15 protein-coding genes are annotated in these 16,957 nt (G+C 73.4%); 7 read left to right on the forward strand and 8 right to left on the reverse strand.

The genetic code is table 11. The features are described from left to right. The first annotated feature begins 154 nt into the window (after positions 1-154). Both ACFYOU_RS00225 and ACFYOU_RS00230 read left to right on the forward strand, forming a co-directional pair. Positions 155-442 (forward strand): hypothetical protein, encoded by a 288-nt coding sequence (locus ACFYOU_RS00225; protein WP_389772464.1) that lies wholly within the window; start codon positions 155-157, stop codon positions 440-442. Positions 443-545: 103 nt separating this feature from the next. Further along, positions 546-1,703, forward strand: coding sequence for an NlpC/P60 family protein (locus tag ACFYOU_RS00230; RefSeq protein ID WP_391302306.1), 1,158 nt, complete (start codon positions 546-548; stop codon positions 1,701-1,703). A 19-nt stretch (positions 1,704-1,722) separates the two neighbouring features. Here ACFYOU_RS00230 and ACFYOU_RS00235 read toward each other — a convergent pair whose 3' ends face one another. The 5 genes from ACFYOU_RS00235 to ACFYOU_RS00255 all read right to left on the reverse strand — a co-directional run bounded on the left by ACFYOU_RS00235 (position 1,723) and on the right by ACFYOU_RS00255 (position 7,762). Beyond that, positions 1,723-2,979 (reverse strand): styrene monooxygenase/indole monooxygenase family protein, encoded by a 1,257-nt coding sequence (locus tag ACFYOU_RS00235; protein WP_391302308.1) that lies wholly within the window; start codon positions 2,977-2,979, stop codon positions 1,723-1,725. Positions 2,980-3,059: 80 nt separating this feature from the next. Beyond that, positions 3,060-3,707: an ATP/GTP-binding protein gene (locus tag ACFYOU_RS00240; RefSeq protein ID WP_391302310.1), complete on the reverse strand. Its 648-nt coding sequence runs from the start codon at positions 3,705-3,707 to the stop codon at positions 3,060-3,062. Beyond that, positions 3,688-4,122 carry a DUF742 domain-containing protein gene (locus tag ACFYOU_RS00245; protein ID WP_389772454.1) on the reverse strand — a complete coding sequence of 145 codons (435 nt, stop codon included), beginning with the start codon at positions 4,120-4,122 and terminating at the stop codon, positions 3,688-3,690. Before ACFYOU_RS00245 ends, ACFYOU_RS00240 begins: the two co-directional genes overlap by 20 nt. Next, complete coding sequence (locus ACFYOU_RS00250; RefSeq protein WP_391303749.1) at positions 4,119-4,685, reverse strand: roadblock/LC7 domain-containing protein; 567 nt, start codon at positions 4,683-4,685, stop codon at positions 4,119-4,121. Before ACFYOU_RS00250 ends, ACFYOU_RS00245 begins: the two co-directional genes overlap by 4 nt. A gap of 89 nt (positions 4,686-4,774) precedes the next feature. Further along, the gene (locus ACFYOU_RS00255; RefSeq protein WP_391302312.1) at positions 4,775-7,762 is read right to left on the reverse strand and encodes a nitrate- and nitrite sensing domain-containing protein; all 2,988 of its coding nucleotides are present in this window, start codon (positions 7,760-7,762) and stop codon (positions 4,775-4,777) included. 394 nt (positions 7,763-8,156) lie between these two features. Here ACFYOU_RS00255 and ACFYOU_RS00260 point away from each other — a divergent pair, with 394 nt between their 5' ends. After that, the gene (locus ACFYOU_RS00260; RefSeq protein WP_391302314.1) at positions 8,157-8,933 is read left to right on the forward strand and encodes a protein phosphatase 2C domain-containing protein; all 777 of its coding nucleotides are present in this window, start codon (positions 8,157-8,159) and stop codon (positions 8,931-8,933) included. 8 nt (positions 8,934-8,941) lie between these two features. Here the strand turns inward: ACFYOU_RS00260 and ACFYOU_RS00265 are convergent, their stop codons facing one another. After that, positions 8,942-9,316 (reverse strand): hypothetical protein, encoded by a 375-nt coding sequence (locus ACFYOU_RS00265; RefSeq protein ID WP_391302316.1) that lies wholly within the window; start codon positions 9,314-9,316, stop codon positions 8,942-8,944. A gap of 113 nt (positions 9,317-9,429) precedes the next feature. Then, a complete protein-coding gene (locus ACFYOU_RS00270; RefSeq protein ID WP_391302318.1) occupies positions 9,430-9,957 on the reverse strand; it encodes a MarR family transcriptional regulator in 528 nt (175 codons plus the stop codon). 227 nt (positions 9,958-10,184) lie between these two features. Between ACFYOU_RS00270 and ACFYOU_RS00275 the strand changes: the two genes are divergently transcribed. Further along, the gene (locus ACFYOU_RS00275) at positions 10,185-11,162 is read left to right on the forward strand and encodes a GH25 family lysozyme (RefSeq protein ID WP_391302320.1); all 978 of its coding nucleotides are present in this window, start codon (positions 10,185-10,187) and stop codon (positions 11,160-11,162) included. Between the two features lie 93 nt (positions 11,163-11,255). Here ACFYOU_RS00275 and lon read toward each other — a convergent pair whose 3' ends face one another. After that, a complete protein-coding gene (lon, locus tag ACFYOU_RS00280) occupies positions 11,256-13,688 on the reverse strand; it encodes an endopeptidase La (protein ID WP_391302322.1) in 2,433 nt (810 codons plus the stop codon). 196 nt (positions 13,689-13,884) lie between these two features. On the opposite strand from lon, the gene ACFYOU_RS00285 reads away from it, so the two are divergent. The 3 genes from ACFYOU_RS00285 to ACFYOU_RS00295 all read left to right on the forward strand — a co-directional run bounded on the left by ACFYOU_RS00285 (position 13,885) and on the right by ACFYOU_RS00295 (position 16,660). After that, the gene (locus tag ACFYOU_RS00285) at positions 13,885-14,607 is read left to right on the forward strand and encodes a spermidine synthase (RefSeq protein ID WP_391302324.1); all 723 of its coding nucleotides are present in this window, start codon (positions 13,885-13,887) and stop codon (positions 14,605-14,607) included. 110 nt (positions 14,608-14,717) lie between these two features. After that, positions 14,718-15,458, forward strand: coding sequence for a response regulator transcription factor (locus ACFYOU_RS00290; RefSeq protein WP_387009220.1), 741 nt, complete (start codon positions 14,718-14,720; stop codon positions 15,456-15,458). Positions 15,459-15,550: 92 nt separating this feature from the next. Further along, complete coding sequence (locus ACFYOU_RS00295; protein ID WP_391303750.1) at positions 15,551-16,660, forward strand: ATP-binding protein; 1,110 nt, start codon at positions 15,551-15,553, stop codon at positions 16,658-16,660. Positions 16,661-16,957: the final 297 nt, after the last annotated feature.

The following is a 16,957-nucleotide window of genomic DNA, read 5'->3' on the forward strand; positions in this document are numbered from 1 at the left end:
CGTCGGATTCCCTTTCCCTGGGCGTCATGAGCGTCCCCGGTGGTCGGGCGGTCACGGGTGGTGAGGCCCGGGCGCCGCTGCCGGAGCCCGCGGGGCGGCCGGGTCGCGGTCCCGGTCCACCGGCCCGGACCCGCCGGGTGCGACACTGCCTGACGTGCGCAGCGAAGACACCCTGTTCGTCGGCGGCCCCCTGGACGGCCGGGTCATCCCGGTGCTGGTGGGGCCGACCGGTCATCCCCCGAAGGTCTACCAGGTGCCCGTCCCGGGCCCGGACGGCGAACCCCCGACCGTCCTCGTCTACCGCCGGGTGTCCGTCCAGGCCGGCCGCCGGCTGGTGCTCCACCGCGGCTGGAAGTACGAGTACGACCCCGAGGGCGGACCGGTGGGCCCGCGCTGGCCGTGGAGCAAGCCGCGACGGGGGCCGGGTACCGACTCCGGGTGACGGCACTGCTCCGTTCCGCCCACCCCGGCGCGCGGTCCGGCGGCCCGGCCCCCAGGCTCCCCCTGCGGGCCGCACGGGGCGCCCCGCGGGCGGAGGTGACGCCATGTCAGACGTTTCGACACACCGGGCATACCGGGCGACCCGGGCGGCGGTGGCCGCGCTCGTGGTGGCGGCCCTGTCCGCCCCGGTGACCGCGGAGGCGGCGCCCGCCCCGCCGGACCGCCCGGTCTCCGCACTGCTGACGGACCTTCAGCGGCTGTACCGCGAGGCGGGCGAGGCCACCGACCGCTTCAACGCCACCGAGGAGGAGCTGGAGCGGCGCCGCCACGAGGTCGGCACCGTCCAGGCCCGGCTGGCGCGGGCCCGCGGCGAACTCCACGCGAGCCGCGGCACCGCCGGGCGGCTGGCCCGCAGCCAGTACCGGGCCAGCGGCTCGCTCTCCCCGTACCTGCGGCTGCTGACGGCCCGTGACCCGGACCGGCTGCTCGCCGAGAAGCGCGTCCTGGGCCGGGCCGCCCGGCACTGGGTGGCGGCGGTCGACGAGCTCACCGCCGACGAGCGCACGGCCGCGGTCCTCGCCGGTCGGGCCCGGGCCGCCCTGGACGAACAGCAGACCCTCGCCGACCGCCGGGAGGACGCCCGGGACGCGGTCGAGGGACGGCTCGACGAGGTCGAGGAACTGCTCGCCTCCCTCACGGCCGCACAACTCGCCGCACTGGAGCGGCTGGAGGCGGCGACGACCGCCGAGGCCCAGAGCGACTTCCTCGCCTCGGGAGCGCTGGGCGGCTCCCCGGCCGCGCGGACGCCCACCGCGGGCGGGGCCGCCGCCGTGCGGTTCGCGGTGGCGCAACTCGGCAAGCCGTACGCGTGGGGTGCCGAGGGGCCCGCGTCCTTCGACTGTTCGGGGCTCACCTCGCGCGCCTGGGAGGCGGCGGGCGCCACGGTGCCGCGGACCAGCCAGGAGCAGTGGCGTCAGCTGCGGCGCGTCCCGCTGGACGCACTGCGCCCGGGCGACCTGGTCGTGTACTTCCCCGGCGCCACCCATGTCGCGCTCTACCTCGGTGACGGCCAGGTGGTGCACGCGCCCCGGCCCGGTGCCCGGGTGAAGGTCTCCCCCGTGGCGGCGAACCCGGTGCTCGGCGCGGTCCGTCCGGACCCGGCCGCCGAGCCGCTGGCCTCCTACGCGCCCCCGGAGCTGCCCGAGGGCGCGCGCGACGGCTCGGACACCGGGTACGGGGCGAGCACCCCGCCCGGGCCCTGAGGCGTCCGGACCCGGAGGGTCAGGCACCGACCTCCGCGAGGTAGGCGTTCGCCTTGTCCGGGTCGTAGAAGAAGCCCTCGAAGTCGGCCGGGTCGTTGAACCCGTTGGCGAACCGGTCGGCCACCGGCTGGAGCCCGCCCGCCGCGCCGATCAGGTTCAACACGTGCTCCGGCGGCGGCGCCAGCATCGTGTTGGTCCAGCGGGTGACGTGCTGCGCGCTCTCCCAGTACCGGTCGAAGGTGGCCTGCATCCACGTCTCGTCGAACGCGGCGTCCCCGTGCGACACGATCGCGTCGAGGTAGGCCGCGGCGCACTTGGACGCCGAGTTGGAACCCTGTCCGGTGATCGGGTCGTTGGCGACGACCACGTCCGCGACGCCGAGCACGGCGCCCCCGCCGGGCAGCCGTCCGACGGGGCGGCGCACCGTCGGGGCGTACCGGCCGGCCAGGGTGGCGCCGGCGTCCGTCAGTTCCACCCCGGTGGCGCGCGCGTACTCCCAGGGGGTGAAGCGTTCCATCAGCTCCAGGGTGAGCGCCAGGTGCTCCGCGGGGTCCCGCACGCCCCGGAACACGTCGAGCGGGCCGCCCGGCACGCCCTCCCAGAAGAGGATGTCCGCCCGGCCCGAGGTGGTGAGCGTCGGCATCACGAACAGTTCGCCGACCCCGGGCACCAGGTTGCAGCGCACCGCGTCGTAGTCGGGGTGCTCGGGGCGCGGCCCGAGGCCGTGCACGTAGGCGACGGACAGCGCCCGCTGGGGCTCGCCGTAGGGGGAACGCGCGGGGTCCCGCTCGAACATCGAGACGAGTTCGCCCTTGCCCGCTGACACGAGTACGAGGTCGTAGGTGCGGGCGAAGTAGTCGAGGTCGGAGACGGCGGCGCCGTGGATGACGACCTGTCCGCCGCGCTGGGCGAAGGTGTCCATCCAGCCGGCCATCTTGACCCGCTGGTCGACGGACTGGGCGTACCCGTCGAGGGTGCCGACCCAGTCGATGACGCGGGGCCGCGGGCCGTCGGCGTCGGTCTCGGGCGGCGGTCCGGCGACGGAGACGCCGAGGCCCTTGATCTGCGGGGCCTGGGACTCCCAGAAGTTGATCTGGAGGTCGCGCTCGTGCTGGAGCGCGGTGTGGAACATGCACTGCGTCGACATGACGCGTCCGGTACGGATCTCGTCGGCCGTGCGGTTGGACATCAGGGTGACCTCGTACCCCTGCGACTGGAGGCCGAGGGCGAGTTGGAGACCGGACTGACCGGCTCCGACTATCAGTATTCTCCGCATGCGGGTGTTCTCCTGTTGAACCTCTGGACCACTGAACGTCCGGGGCCGGCGCGGGGGTCGCCCGCGCCCGCCGCCGGCGGCTAGGCGGGGCTGAACTCCAGGGCCTGGCGGACCACAGCCAACAACGTCTCGACGGCGGACATCCGTCGGCGCGCGTCCATGATCAGGATCGGTACGTGTGCGGGGACGGTGAGCGCGTCGCGCACGTCCTCCTCCTCGAACCGCTCGCTGCCGTCGAAGTGGTTGACGGCCACGACGTACGGGAGCCCGCAGCTCTCGAAGTAGTCGAGCGCGGGGAAGCAGTCGGCGAGGCGACGCGTGTCAGCGAGGACGACCGCGCCGATCGCCCCGCGCACCAGGTCGTCCCACATGAACCAGAACCGCTGCTGCCCGGGCGTGCCGAACAGGTAGAGCACGAGGTCGTCGGCGAGGGTGATGCGGCCGTAGTCCATGGCGACCGTGGTGGTCTTCTTGTCCGGGGTCGCCGACAGGTCGTCGGTCTCGACGCTGGCCTCGGTCATCAGCGCCTCCGTCTGGAGGGGTTCGATCTCCGAGACGGCCTTGACGAGGGTGGTCTTGCCGACGCCGAACCCACCGGCTATGACGATCTTCGTGGCGATCGGGGCCCGGGTGCGGTCCTTCTGCCACGCCCGGAGGGTCTCCCCGTCGGTGTCCATGTCGATGTCGGGGACGGTGGACGGCAGCGGTTCAGAGACGACGGAGTCCACTGAGCACCCTTTCCAGCAGCGCGCGGTCCGGCTGTCCCGGGCCGTGACCGGTTCCATACACACGGATCTTGCCCTGATCCGCCAGGTCGCTGAGCAGGACGCGGACCACGCCGAGCGGCATTTTCAGCAGCGCGGCGATCTCGGCCACCGTCCGCATCCGGCGGCACAGTTCCACGATGGCCCGCATCTCGGGCATCACCCGCGTCGCGAGCGAGCCGCCCGGCAGTTCGCGCCGCTCCTCGGGTGCTTCCAGGGCCGCGACGAACGTCTCGACCAGCAGGACGTGCCCGAAGCGGGTCCGCCCGCCGGTGAGCGAGTACGGGCGCACCCGTGCCGGCCGCTTGTCGCCGCCGCGCACCGGCAGCTTGCCGGAGGGCGTGCCGTCGGCGGCGGCCGAAGGACCGGATGCGGTCACTGCGCGCTCCCCACGGTCCGGGACCCCGACTCCTGGGGGCCCCGTGGCCGGGGCACCTCCGGCGTCTCCTCGACCGACCCCGACCCCGACCCCGCCTCCGGGTCCGGGGACAGCGCCTCGACCGACTGGCGCAGTTCGCTGCGGAGTTCCGGGGTGAGGACGTGTCCGGCGCGGCCCACGAACAGGGCCATGTGGTAGGCGACGACGCTCATGTCGCAGTCCGGGGTGGCGTGCACCCCCAGCAGCGAACCGTCGCTGATGGACATGACGAACAGGCTGCCCTCGCTCATGGCGACCATGGTCTGCTTCACCCCGCCGCCGTCCATCAGCTTGGCGGCGCCGAGGGTCAGGCTCCCGAGTCCGGAGACGATGGTGGCGAGGTCCGCGGACGAGCCGCGGGGGCCCTGGGGCCGGTCGGCCGTCGCGGCCTCCTCGGCTCTGCCCGGGTCGGAGGAGAGCAACAGCAGGCCGTCCGACGAGACGACCGCCACCGACAGCAGACCGGGTACCTCCTCCACCAGGTTCGCCAACAGCCAGTGCAGGTTCCGGGCCTCGCGGCTCAGTCCGAACGCTCCTGCGGCGCCTTCCGTCCCGGCGCCCTCACGGGCGGTCTGGGACGGCGTACCGATACCGGGTGATGTGCTGGGCGCAGTCAACTGCTTCCCTCCTCGACTGTGTCCCCCTGTGTTCCTCCGCCGCGTCCGGAGGGTGTCGCCGGTGCGCCGTCGATCTCGACGGCCACGTCCCGGCGGCCGGCTGCGGCCCCCTGGTGAAAGCCCCCGAGCTTGCGCCGGAGGGCGTCGGCGTCGACGCCCCCTCCTCTCGGCTGGGCCACGGCTGCGGGCTCACTGATCCTAGGCGTCCGCTTGGGCAGGCCCTTGTCGGTCAGACGGGTCCGCGCGGGCGCGTCCCCCTGAACGGCGGACGCGGTGTTCGTCGGTGACGGGTCGACGGACGGTGCACCGGGCGGTGCCGGTGACGCGGACGGTGCCTCGTCACGGGCGCGCGCATGGTGTCCGCCGTCGTCTCCGGCCAGCCGGTGCGCCGGTGTGCGCGCCGGTCCGGCCGCGGGTGCGTGCGCCGGGTTCCGCGACGGCAGGGCCGTGGGTCCCGGTGCGGTGCCCGAGTCCTGTCCGGTGCCCGGGTCCGTCGCGGGGGTCACTGCGGCGGCCGGCGGTTCCGGCGGCAGCACCAACTCCATCGTCGTCTCGGACAGCGTCTCGGACGACTCCTCAGACACCACCTCGGACGACGTCCCCAACTGGCGGACGGCGTCCTCGGCCGCGGCGATGAGGGGGTCCCCCGGAGTTCCCCGTCCCCCCAGCACATTGGCGTTGGCCTCGGCCTCGGAGCCGGGCAGCCGCAGGGCGGGCCCGGTGGACCCGGCCGGCGGCGGGACGGCCAGGGCCGTCGCGGGTTCGGCGGCGAGCATCGCCTTCGGCAGCACGGCGACGGCGGTCACGCCGCCCTGCTTCTGCTCGCGCAACTGGACCCGTACCCCGTGGCGGTGGGCGAGCCGGGCCACCACGTAGAGGCCGAGGCCGAGGCCGTCCTCCGACTCGGGGCCGGCGACCTGGTCCGCGGGGTCGAACTCGGACAGCCGCACGTTCAGCTCGCGCAGCCGTTCGGCGGTCATCCCGATGCCCTCGTCTTGCACCGAGAGCATCACCTCGCCGTTCTCCAGGAGCCAGCCGGAGACCTCGACGGAGGCGTCCGGCGGGGAGAACGAGGTCGCGTTCTCCAGGAGTTCGGCGAGCAGGTGGCTGAGGTCGTCGGCGGCGAAGCCGGCGATGTGGGCGTGCGGCGGCAGGGCGGTGATCCGCACCCGCTCGTACCGCTCGATCTCGCTGACTGCGGCGCGGGCGACGTCCACCAGGGGCACCGGGCCGGGGTGCTGGTGGCCGTGGTCGGCTCCGGCGAGCACCAGCAGGTTCTCGCTGTGCCGGCGCATCACGGTGGCGAAGTGGTCGAGCTTGAAGAGGGTGGCCAGCCGCTCCGGGTCCTGCTCGCGGGCCTCCAGTCCCTCGATGACGGCGAGTTGCCGTTCGACCAGGCCGAGGGTGCGCAGCGCGAGGTTCACGAAGGTGCCCTGGATGCTGTGCCGGACCCGTTCGAGGTGGGCGGAGGCGTCGGCGAGTTCCGCACGCAGTTCGGCGGTGCGGTCGGCCATGGTCTGGCGTTCGCCGATGAGGTGCTTGCGGTCGCCCTCCAGGGTGACCAGCCGCTCCTGGAGGGCGACGGCGTGCGCATGGAGGGCGTTGACCGAACGGACGACCTGGGCGAACTCGTCGTTGCGGCCGGTGAACGTGACGGGTTCCTCGACGGCCGGGTCGGCGGCGAGGCGGGCGGAGCCGATGCGGAGCACGGCCAGCGGGCGGGTCAGCGAACGGGCCATGCCCATGGAGACGCCCACCGCGACCAGCAGCAGCACCCCGAGGACGGCGACCCGGATCTCCAGATCGGTGACGGCGTCGTCGCGCAGCCGTTCGAGGCGGTCGATGCGGGCCTCGGCGAGTGACGCCTCCGCGCCCCGCATGAGGTCGACGCGGGAGGCGAGCGCGGCGGCGACCTCCTTGGGGTCGAGCGCGAGGTCGGCCCCGCTGAGCTTCGCCTCGTCGGTGAGCCGCTTCAGTTGGCGTTCGGCGGTGGTGACCTCGGCCCCGTTGACGGTGGAGTCGAAGGAGGCGAGGTCCGCGGCGGGGGCCACGTCCCGGAAGTCGGCGAGGGCGGCGGTGGAGCGGTGGTGGGCGAGCTGGGCCGCGGTGCTGAGTTCGAGGCGCTGCGCCGCCTGGGCCGCGGACTCGTCGGGGACGGTCTCGGGGAGCCCGGTGACCTGGTTGATCTCGGTGGCGGTGGAGCGGGGCACGGCGAACGCGGCGAGGAGCAGTCCGCGGGCCCCGGACGCCTGTTCCACCGCACGGTCCAGATCGGCCAGCGAACGGGCGCCGGGTGCGGCGGCGGGCGGGGTGCGCTCGGCGACGTCCTCGGCGAGCCGGTGGAGTTCGGTGATGACCTTCGCGTACGCGTCGTGGGCCTGGAGGGCGCTGCTCTTGCCGGTGAGGGCGGCGCGGCGGGCGGCGGCGACGGCGTCCAGGTCCGCGCGCAGGGCGGCGGGGGCGTCGGCGCGCAGTTCCTGGACGCGGCGGTCGACCCGGGCGCTGCGCTGCTCGGACAGGCCCTTGCCCTCGGGGCGCCCGGCGGCGATGAAGGCGATGACCTCGTCGCGTTCGTCGGCGAGGGCGTGCGCGAGCGAGCTGCCCTCGCGGGCCCGCTCGGCGGCGGTGACGAGGCTCTGGGCGTCCCGGAGGTCGCCGGTGGTCGACAGGAGCGCGGGTGCACCGGCGCCGGCGATGGCGGCGGCGACGACGGCGACGGAGATCAGCAGTCGGTTGCGGACCCGGGCGCGCGGTTTGGCCGGCTTCTCGGGGGTGGCGGCGGGCGGCGGGTCACCGGGGCCCTCCCCCCGGGCGGCGGGGGCGCCGGGCACCGTGGGCCCGCCGGGCGGCGGCGGGGTGGCGAGGGCTCCGGGCACGCCGGGGGAACCCTGGGGCGTGCCGGGCCCGGGCGGGACCGCACCCTGCTTCGAGGCCGCCCGCCCACCCTTGCGCCGAGGCCGCATTTTCTGCACCGGTGCTCGCATTCTGACTCGACTACCCATGGTTCCGGCACTCATGGGTCCGGATGACGGACCGTCAGGCCACCAGGTCCGCCGGATTCGGACCTGACCATTCCAGCGCCGGTGAAGAGCGGTCGCGCATCACCGGACCCGCCACCCGAAGGAGTGAACATCGACCGGGAGTTGGGCGGCAAGTTCCGGTGGCACGCGTCAGCGGGGGTGTGCGGTGTGCCGGTTGGACGTGATCGACTGGGTTTGGAAAGATGCCCCACCACGTGTTGACGGAATAGATCATTATCCCGCAAATCAGGCAGCTCGCCGCGGTGGACGACCGGCGGAACGTTGACCCCTGTTCACCTCAGCGTCACCCCCGCCACCGATTCGTGGGCATCGGTGCGGGCTCATGCAGACTGATCCGATGCGCATGGAAATCGCCACGACCCCCGGAGACCCCGACCGCCCCAACGAAGACTTCGTCTCGACCGCGGCTCCCGCCTCCGGTCAGGGCGGGACGCTGGTCGTACTCGACGGGGTCACCCCGCCCTCGGGTGACTACGGCTGCCGGCACACCGTTCCCTGGTTCACCGCCCGGCTCGGCGGAGCCCTCGGCGAACTGTCCGTTTCGCGAACGGATCTGACGCTGCGGGAGGTGCTTTCGCACGCAATCCGTAGGACCGCGGACGCACACGGTCAACTCTGTGACCTTTCTCACGTGCGAACGCCGCAAGCAACGGTGGTCCTGGCGCGGTGGGACGAGGCCCGGATCGAGTACCTGGTGCTCTCCGACTCCGTACTGCTCGTGGAGCACGTGGACGGGGGCGTCGAGGCGGTGCTGGACGACCGGCTCGACCGCGCCCCGCGCGAGGTCCTGCGGTCCGCCGACGCCACGGACGCCACCCTGCGCAACAAGGAGGGCGGCTTCTTCACCGCCGCCGCCGACCCCGAGGTGTCCGCCCGGGCGGTCACCGGAGTGCTGCCCCGGGCCTCGGTGCGCTCGCTCGCCGCGCTGACCGACGGGGCGTCCCGCTGGGTCGAGCGGTTCCGGTCGGGCACCTGGGCCGAGTGCCTGGACGTGCTCGCCAAGCAGGGCCCCCAGGCGCTGATCGACCAGGTCCGCACCGCGGAGCACGCACAGGGCCGCCCCGCGTCGGGCAAGCAGCACGACGACGCGACGGCCGCGTACGTGATCCCGTAGCCCCCGGGTCAGGGAGCGCCCGGCGACGGTTCCACCGGCGGATCGTCGGCGGGCTCCTCGGTCGGCTCGGGCTCCGAAGGCACGGCCGACAGGTCCGTCTGGTTCTTCACGGCGATCTCCCACCGGTCGGACATCGTCGTCCGCCCGTCGCCGTCGGCGTCCGCGACCCCGGGCACGGGGATCACCGTGTGGAACCGGTGTCCCGGGTGGTACGTCGTGGCGAACAGGTACCGCTTCCCGGTCGCCGGCAGGTCATCGCCCTCGGAACGGTCGACCGCCTTCCCGGAGCCGTCCTTGCCGCCCTGCTGGTTGACGAAGAGGTCCTCCGCTCCGCCCGCGAGGTGGGCGTCGACCGAGAAGTCCGCCTCCTGGAGGAGTTCCACGTGGGACGGGCCGGCAGCGCCGCCGCCCTCCGTGACCCCGAGGTAGCCGAGGGCTCCTTCCCCTTCATCACGTCCGCGTACCTCGGTCTCACCCGTTCGGCCAGTACGCAGGGTCAGGGGGACGTCGACTCGTTGAGGCGGTGGAGCAGGCGGGCCAGCTCGGCGACCTCGGAGGGGGCCCAGTCGGCCAGTTGGCTGACGTACCGCGCCCGCCGCGCTTCACGGACCCGTTGCACCCGCACCCGTCCCGCGTCAGTCAAACGGATCAATGACGCCCGCCCGTCCGCGGGGTCCGGTTCCCGGACCACGAGCCCCAGCGACTCCAGCGCCTTCAGCTGGCGGCTCATGGTGGCCTTGCCGACGCCCACGTACCCGGCGAGGTCGGTCGCCCGCAGCACCTCGTTCTCGTCGAGCATGACGAGCAGTCCGTACGCACCGGGTTCGAGTTCCGGGTGCACGGACCGGGCGATCTCCCCGGAGGCCGAGCGGGCGCGTCGCAGAAAGACCGTCAGTTCCCGTTCCAGCGCCAGGAACTCCACCCGTACCCGTTCCACGGCGCTCGCCGTGCTCCCGGCGGGCCCGGTGTCCCCGCCGCGCCCGCTCCGTGCCCCGCCCCGGCCCTCGCCCACATCCGCGCCCATTGCCCCGTCTTCCCGTTCCCCGTGGTCCCTGCCGTCGTGACGGGGCGGCGACCTCGCCCCGGCTGCACCAGTATTTCGCAGTTCCGTCCCCGCGGTGCGCCGCCGACCCGGGCCGCCGGACCGCTCGATCGGCCCGCCGCACCCGCCGGCGTCGACGCGCGGACGGCCGCCGGGCGCCGTACTCCTGGAATCTGAGCCCGCACTCCCCCAGGCCGACGGAGGCACCCGTGCACCACCCCCGCACCACGTCCCGACCCCGACCCGGCGTCAGCAACCGTGCCCGCACCCGTTCGGGTCGGTCACCGTGGCGGCCCGCCGCGGCGCTGCTCCTCTCGATAAGCGCCCTCTGCACCGCGCTCGCGACCGGGACGGCCTCCGCCACCGAGGGCCCGCCCCCCGGTGACCCGGCCGTCAGTGATCCGGCCGTCAGTGATCCGGCCGTCGGTGATCCGGCCGTCGGCGACGGTGACCCGGCCGCCGTCACCCCGCCCGCGGTGCCGGAACGCGGCTCCGCGTACATGGGGATGGGCGTCCTCGCCCACGACGGGCAGGACGGCGTCCCGCCCCAGCGGCGCGTCACCCAGACCGAAGGCGTCGACGTCAGCAGCCACCAGGGCAACGTGGCCTGGTCGACGCTGTGGAACAGCGGGGTGCGCTGGGCCTACGTGAAGGCGACGGAGGGCACGTACTACGAGAACCCGTACCACCCGCAGCAGTACAACGGCTCGTACGACGTGGGCATGATCAGGGGCGCGTACCACTTCGCGACGCCGGACACCACGAACGGAGCAACCCAGGCGGACTACTTCGTCGACAACGGCGGCGGCTGGTCGCGCGACGGCCGCACCCTGCCCGGCGCCCTGGACATCGAGTGGAACCCGTACGGGGACGCCTGCTACGGCAAGACGTCCACCCAGATGGTCGCCTGGATCAAGGACTTCCTGGACCGCTACCGCCTCCGCACCGGCCGGGACGCCGTCGTCTACACGGCGACCAGCTGGTGGACCCAGTGCACCGGCAACTCCTCCGCCTTCGGCGGCGTGAACCCGCTGTGGATCGCCCGCTACGCGTCGACCCCCGGGACCCTCCCGGCGGGCTGGGCGGTGCAGACCATGTGGCAGTACACCTCGACCGGCCCCACGGTCGGCGACCACAACAAGTTCAACGGCGCGCTCGACCGGGTCCAGGCCCTCGCCACCGGCTGACCGACCCCCGGTCCGTACGTCCGTACGCACGAGGACGGCCCTCCCCGGGTGGGGAGGGCCGTCCTCGTACGGGGGCGTCCCCGTGCGGAGGCGTCACGCGGCGATCGACACCTCCGGGGTCGCGCTCCGGGTCGCCGGGCTGAGCGCCAGCTCCAGGACCTGGCGGACGTCCGACACCGGGTGGACGTCCAGCTTCTCCAGGACCTCGGCCGGGACGTCGTCCAGGTCGGCCTCGTTCCGCTTCGGGATCACCACCGTGGTGACCCCGGCCCGGTGCGCGGCGAGCAGCTTCTGCTTCACCCCGCCGATGGGCAGCACCCGGCCGGTCAGCGAGACCTCACCGGTCATCGCCACGTCCGTGCGCACCGGGCGCCCGCTGAGCAGCGAGGCCAGGGCGGTCGTCATGGTGACGCCCGCGCTCGGACCGTCCTTGGGGACCGCGCCCGCCGGGAAGTGGATGTGCACGCCCCGGTCCTTCAGGTCGCCGACCGGCAGTTCCAGTTCGGCGCCCCGCGAGCGCAGGAAGCTCAGCGCGATCTGCGCCGACTCCTTCATCACGTCACCGAGCTGACCGGTCAGGGTCAGCCCCGCCGCGCCCGTCTCCGGGTCGGCGAGCGACGCCTCCACGTAGAGGACGTCACCACCGGCCCCGGTCACCGCGAGCCCGGTCGCCACCCCGGGGACGGAGGTCCGGCGCTCGGCCGGGTCCTGGGCGGACTCGGGCACGTGGTGCGGGCGTCCGATGAGCCCGCGCAGTTCCCCGTCGGTGACGGTGAACGGCAGCGCGCGCTCGCCCAGCTCGTGCTGTGCGGCGACCTTGCGCAGCAGTCGGGCGATGGCCCGCTCCAGGGTCCGTACGCCCGCTTCCCGGGTGTACTCGCCCGCGAGCTTGCGCAGCGCGCCCTCGTCCAGGGTGACCTCCTCGGGGTCCAGGCCCGCCCGCTCCAGTTGGCGCGGCAGCAGGTGGTCCCGGGCGATGACGACCTTCTCGTCCTCGGTGTAGCCGTCGAGCCTGACCAGTTCCATCCGGTCGAGCAGCGCCTCGGGGATGGCCTCCAGGACGTTCGCGGTGGCCAGGAAGACCACGTCGCTGAGGTCGAGCTCCACCTCCAGGTAGTGGTCCCGGAAGGTGTGGTTCTGCGCCGGGTCCAGGACCTCCAGCAGGGCCGCCGCCGGGTCGCCCCGGAAGTCGGAGCCGACCTTGTCGATCTCGTCGAGCAGCACCACCGGGTTCATCGACCCGGCCTCCTTGATGGCGCGCACGATGCGTCCGGGCAGGGCCCCGACGTAGGTGCGCCGGTGGCCGCGGATCTCCGCCTCGTCGCGGACGCCGCCGAGGGCGACCCGGACGAAGGAGCGGCCCATGGCGTGCGCGACGGACTCGCCGAGCGAGGTCTTGCCGACGCCGGGGGGACCCACCAGGGCCAGCACCGCGCCGCCGCGCCGTCCGCCGACGACCCCGAGGCCGCGGTCGGCGCGCCGCTTGCGCACCGCCAGGTACTCGGTGATCCGTTCCTTCACGTCGGCGAGGCCGGCGTGTTCGGCGTCCAGCACGGCCCGGGCGCCCTCGATGTCGTACTGGTCCTCGGTGCGCTCGTGCCACGGCAGTTCCAGGACGGTGTCCAGCCAGGTGCGGATCCAGCCGCCCTCAGGGGACTGTTCACTGGACCGCTCCAGCTTGTCGACCTCCTTGAGCGCGGCCTCACGGACCTTCTGGGGCAGGTCGGCGGCTTCGACGCGGGCCCGGTAGTCGTCGGACTCGTCCTCGCCGTCCCCGTCGCCGTTCAGTTCGCGCAGTTCCTTGCGGACCGCGTCGAGCTGGCGGCGGAGCAGGAACTCGCGCTGCTGCTTGTCGACGCCCTCCTGGACGTCCTTGGCGATGGACTCGGCGACGTCCTGTTCGGCGAGGTGTTCACGGAGCTGTTCGGTGGCGAGCTTGAGGCGGGCCACCGGGTCGGCGGTCTCCAGCAGGGCGACCTTCTGCTGGAGGGTGAGGAACGGTGAGTAGCCGGAGTTGTCCGCGAGCGGGGACACCTCCTCGATCTGCTGGACGCGGTCCACGACCTGCCAGGCGCCGCGCTTGCGCAGCCAACTGGTGGCGAGGGCCTTGTACTCCGTGACGAGTTCGGCGACGGCGCCGGGCAGCGGGTCGGGCACGTGCTCCTCGACGAGGGTGCCCTCCACCCACAGGGCGGCGCCCGGTCCGGTGGTTCCGGCGCCGATGCGGACCCGTTCGCGGCCGCGGATCAGCGCCCCGGGGTCGCCGTCGGCGAGCCGGCCGACCTGCTCCACGGTGCCCAGCACTCCGGTGCCGGCGTAGGTGCCGTCGATCCTGGGGACCAGCAGGACCCGTGGTTTGCCCGGTGCGGAGCGGGCGGCGGCCTGGGCGGCCTCCACCGCGGCGCGTACGTCGGGGTCGTTCAGGTCCAGCGGAACCACCATGCCGGGCAGCACGACCTCGTCGTCGAGGGGCAGCACGGGCAGCGACAGCACGGTGCTCTTGGAACCAACGGACTCAGCAGCCATGATCTCCCCTTCGGCATTCAAGTTGAGCTATGTCGACTCAATGCACGGGGCCGCTCGATTGTTCCCGGTCGTTCGTTCGCCCAGAGCGGAGCGGTCGGGCGGCACCCGCCACCCGCGCCTCCGGGCCGTGTCCGCGGTCCGCCGCCCCCGGGAATTCCCCGGCGCGGGCGGACCCCACCGCGCCACAATGACCCCCATGCCGCCCCAGCAGAGCACCGTCCCCGCAGTCGCTCCCGCCCCCGACACCGCACCGGAAGTGCTCGACCGAAGGACCGGACCGCACGGCGAGGTGGTGCTGCGCCGCCACGGCCGCCTGCTCCAGATCATCGCCAACGGCTGCTTCCTGATGGACACCTCCGACGGCCGCTCGGAACGCCTCCTGGTGGACCTGGCCGCCGCCGCGCTCACCGACCGTGACCCCGCGGCGCGCCCCCGTCTCCTGATCGGGGGCCTGGGCGTCGGCTTCAGCCTGGTGCGGGCCGCCGCCCAGCCGCACTGGGGCCGGATCACCGTGGTGGAGCGCGAGGCCGCGATCATCGACTGGCACCGCCCCGGCGCCCCCCTGTCCGCGCTGTCCCGCGACGCCCTCGCCGACCCCCGCACCGAGGTCCTGCACACCGATCTGCTGGCGCACCTGAGCACCGGCGGCAGCACCTACGACGCACTCTGCCTCGACATCGACAACGGGCCCGACTGGACGGTCACCGACGACAACGGCGGGCTCTACACCCCCGAGGGCATCGCCCGGTGCCGCGAGCGGCTGGCCCCCGGCGGGGTGCTCGCCGTGTGGTCGGCGCAGCCCTCCGCCGATTTCGAAGGGGCATTGCGGAATTCAGGGTTCCAAGGGGTCCGTACCCATGAAATCCCGGTCGCCCGGGGCGTTCCGGACGTCGTCCACCTCGCGGTCCGAGCTGGATAGCCTGATCACGTTCCGTGCCTTTAGTCTGCAACCGGCGCGTGGATCACTCCGGTGCCGGGCACAGCCATGGGATCACCCCACGGATTCCGAACAGCAGTCAGGGGCGGGCGATGGAGCAGACACACACCACCCAACACGGCAGCGCCCCGGCGGCGCCCGGCGCCCAGCGGCGCGTGCTCGTGGTGGAGGACGACGCGACGATCGTGGAGGCGATCGCCGCCCGGCTCCGGGCCGAGGGGTTCGTCGTGCAGACCGCGGGCGACGGCCCGACCGCCGTGGAGACCACCCAGGCGTGGCAGCCCGACCTGTTGATCCTGGACGTGATGCTGCCGGGCTTCGACGGGCTGGAGGTGTGCCGCCGGGTCCAGGCCCAGCGCCCCGTACCGGTGTTGATGCTCACGGCCCGCGACGACGAGACGGACATGCTGGTGGGCCTGGGCGTCGGCGCCGACGACTACATGACGAAGCCGTTCTCGATGCGGGAGCTGGCCGCCCGGGTGCACGTCCTGCTGCGCCGTGTGGAGCGGGCCACCCTCGCGGCGACCACCCCCCGGGGCGGCACGCTGCGCCTCGGCGAACTGGAGATCGACCACGCCCAGCGCCGGGTCCGGATCCGCAGCGAGGACGTGCACCTGACGCCGACCGAGTTCGAGCTGTTGGTGTGCCTGGCGAACACCCCGCGCGCGGTGCTCTCCCGCGAACAGCTGCTCGCCGAGGTCTGGGACTGGGCGGACGCCTCCGGTACCCGGACCGTCGACAGCCACATCAAGGCGCTGCGCCGCAAGATCGGCGCCGAGCGCATCCGCACGGTGCACGGAGTCGGCTACGCGCTGGAGACGCCGGCGCCGTGAGCGCCCCCGCCGGGCACCCCGGCCCCCTCGGCCCCGACCGTTCCGGCAGCGCGGCGGCGGAGGCCGCGGGCATCGGCCCCGGCTCCCGCAAGCTGCGCCCGTTCTCCATCAAGACCAAGCTCGGCACCCTGGTCGTGGTCTCGGTGTTCATCACCACGGGGCTGCTGATGATCGCGGTGCGCACCGCGACCGAGCTGCGGTTCATCACGGTCTTCTCGGTGATCGCGACCCTGCTGATCACCCAGTTCGTGGCGCACTCGCTGACCTCGCCGCTGGACGAGATGAACACCGTGGCCCGGTCAATATCGCACGGCGACTACACCCGGCGGGTACGGGGCCACGACCGCGGGGACGAACTGGGCGACCTGGCGACCACCATCAACCGCATGGCCGACGACCTGGAGGCCCAGGACCGGCAGCGCAAGGAACTCGTCGCCAACGTCTCGCACGAACTGCGCACCCCGATCGCGGGGCTGCGGGCGGTGCTGGAGAACGTGGTGGACGGGGTGTCGGCGGCCGACCCGGAGACCATGCGCACCGCCCTGAAGCAGACGGAACGCCTCGGGCGGCTGGTGGAGACCCTGCTGGACCTGTCCCGGCTGGACAACGGCGTCGTCCCGCTGAAGGCCCGCCGCTTCGAGGTGTGGCCCTATCTGTCGGGGGTGCTGAAGGAGGCCAACATGGTGTCCTCGGCCCGCGGGGGCATCGCCTCGGGATCGGGCAGCCACACCCGCACCGACGTGCACCTGCACCTGGACGTGTGGCCGCCGGAGCTGACCGCGCACGCCGATCCGGAGCGCATCCACCAGGTCGTCGCCAACCTCATCGACAACGCCGTCAAGCACAGCCCCCCGCACGGCCGGGTCACGGTCCGCGCCCGGCGGGGCACCGGCCCCGAATCGCTGACCCTGGAGGTCACCGACGAGGGCCCCGGCATCCCCGAGTCGGAGTGGCACCGGGTCTTCGAACGGTTCAACCGGGGCCCCTACACCGACCCCGCGGCGGGCCCCGCGTCCACCGCCCAGGCCGCACCCGCAGGGAAGCCGCCGGGCGGCCAGGGCAGCGACGGCGGCACCGGGCTGGGGCTCGCGATCGCCCGGTGGGCGGTGGAACTGCACCGGGGCCGGATCGGGGTGGCCGAGTCCTCCCGGGGTTGCCGGATCCAGGTCCTCCTTCCGGGGCTGTTCCGCGGCCCCGGTTGACGTTAGGGTTCGGGGCGGCAGGCCAAGATCGTCAGAGCGCCGGTGCGCTCTCATGCGCTTCCGTCAGTTCCGATCACGCCCCGAACCGAACCGGTCGGGTCGTGATCCCGGGTGGGAAAGCACCCGGACTGACACGATCCAGTACGGCCGAGAGCCGCCGCCGACGGTGTCCCGTACGCCCGGCGCCGCGCCCCGCCCTGCCGTGACGTGCACGTTTACCGTCCGGCTGACAAAGAACCTCGGTTGTTTCCCGCCATTTCGAGCCTCGAAACACGGGTTCCGGTGTGACTTACGCGA

The organism is Streptomyces sp. NPDC005955 (assembly GCF_042871255.1).
In the GTDB taxonomy this organism is placed as follows: domain Bacteria; phylum Actinomycetota; class Actinomycetes; order Streptomycetales; family Streptomycetaceae; genus Streptomyces.

Coding starts and splice junctions, on each gene's coding strand:
- ACFYOU_RS00230 (WP_391302306.1), top strand. CDS start 546: ATGTCAGACGTTTCGACACACCGGGCATACCGGGCGACCCGGGCGGCG.
- ACFYOU_RS00235 (WP_391302308.1), bottom strand. CDS start 2,979: ATGCGGAGAATACTGATAGTCGGAGCCGGTCAGTCCGGTCTCCAACTC.
- ACFYOU_RS00255 (WP_391302312.1), bottom strand. CDS start 7,762: ATGCGAGCACCGGTGCAGAAAATGCGGCCTCGGCGCAAGGGTGGGCGG.
- ACFYOU_RS00260 (WP_391302314.1), top strand. CDS start 8,157: ATGCGCATGGAAATCGCCACGACCCCCGGAGACCCCGACCGCCCCAAC.
- ACFYOU_RS00270 (WP_391302318.1), bottom strand. CDS start 9,957: ATGGGCGCGGATGTGGGCGAGGGCCGGGGCGGGGCACGGAGCGGGCGC.
- lon (WP_391302322.1), bottom strand. CDS start 13,688: ATGGCTGCTGAGTCCGTTGGTTCCAAGAGCACCGTGCTGTCGCTGCCC.
- ACFYOU_RS00285 (WP_391302324.1), top strand. CDS start 13,885: ATGCCGCCCCAGCAGAGCACCGTCCCCGCAGTCGCTCCCGCCCCCGAC.
- ACFYOU_RS00290 (WP_387009220.1), top strand. CDS start 14,718: ATGGAGCAGACACACACCACCCAACACGGCAGCGCCCCGGCGGCGCCC.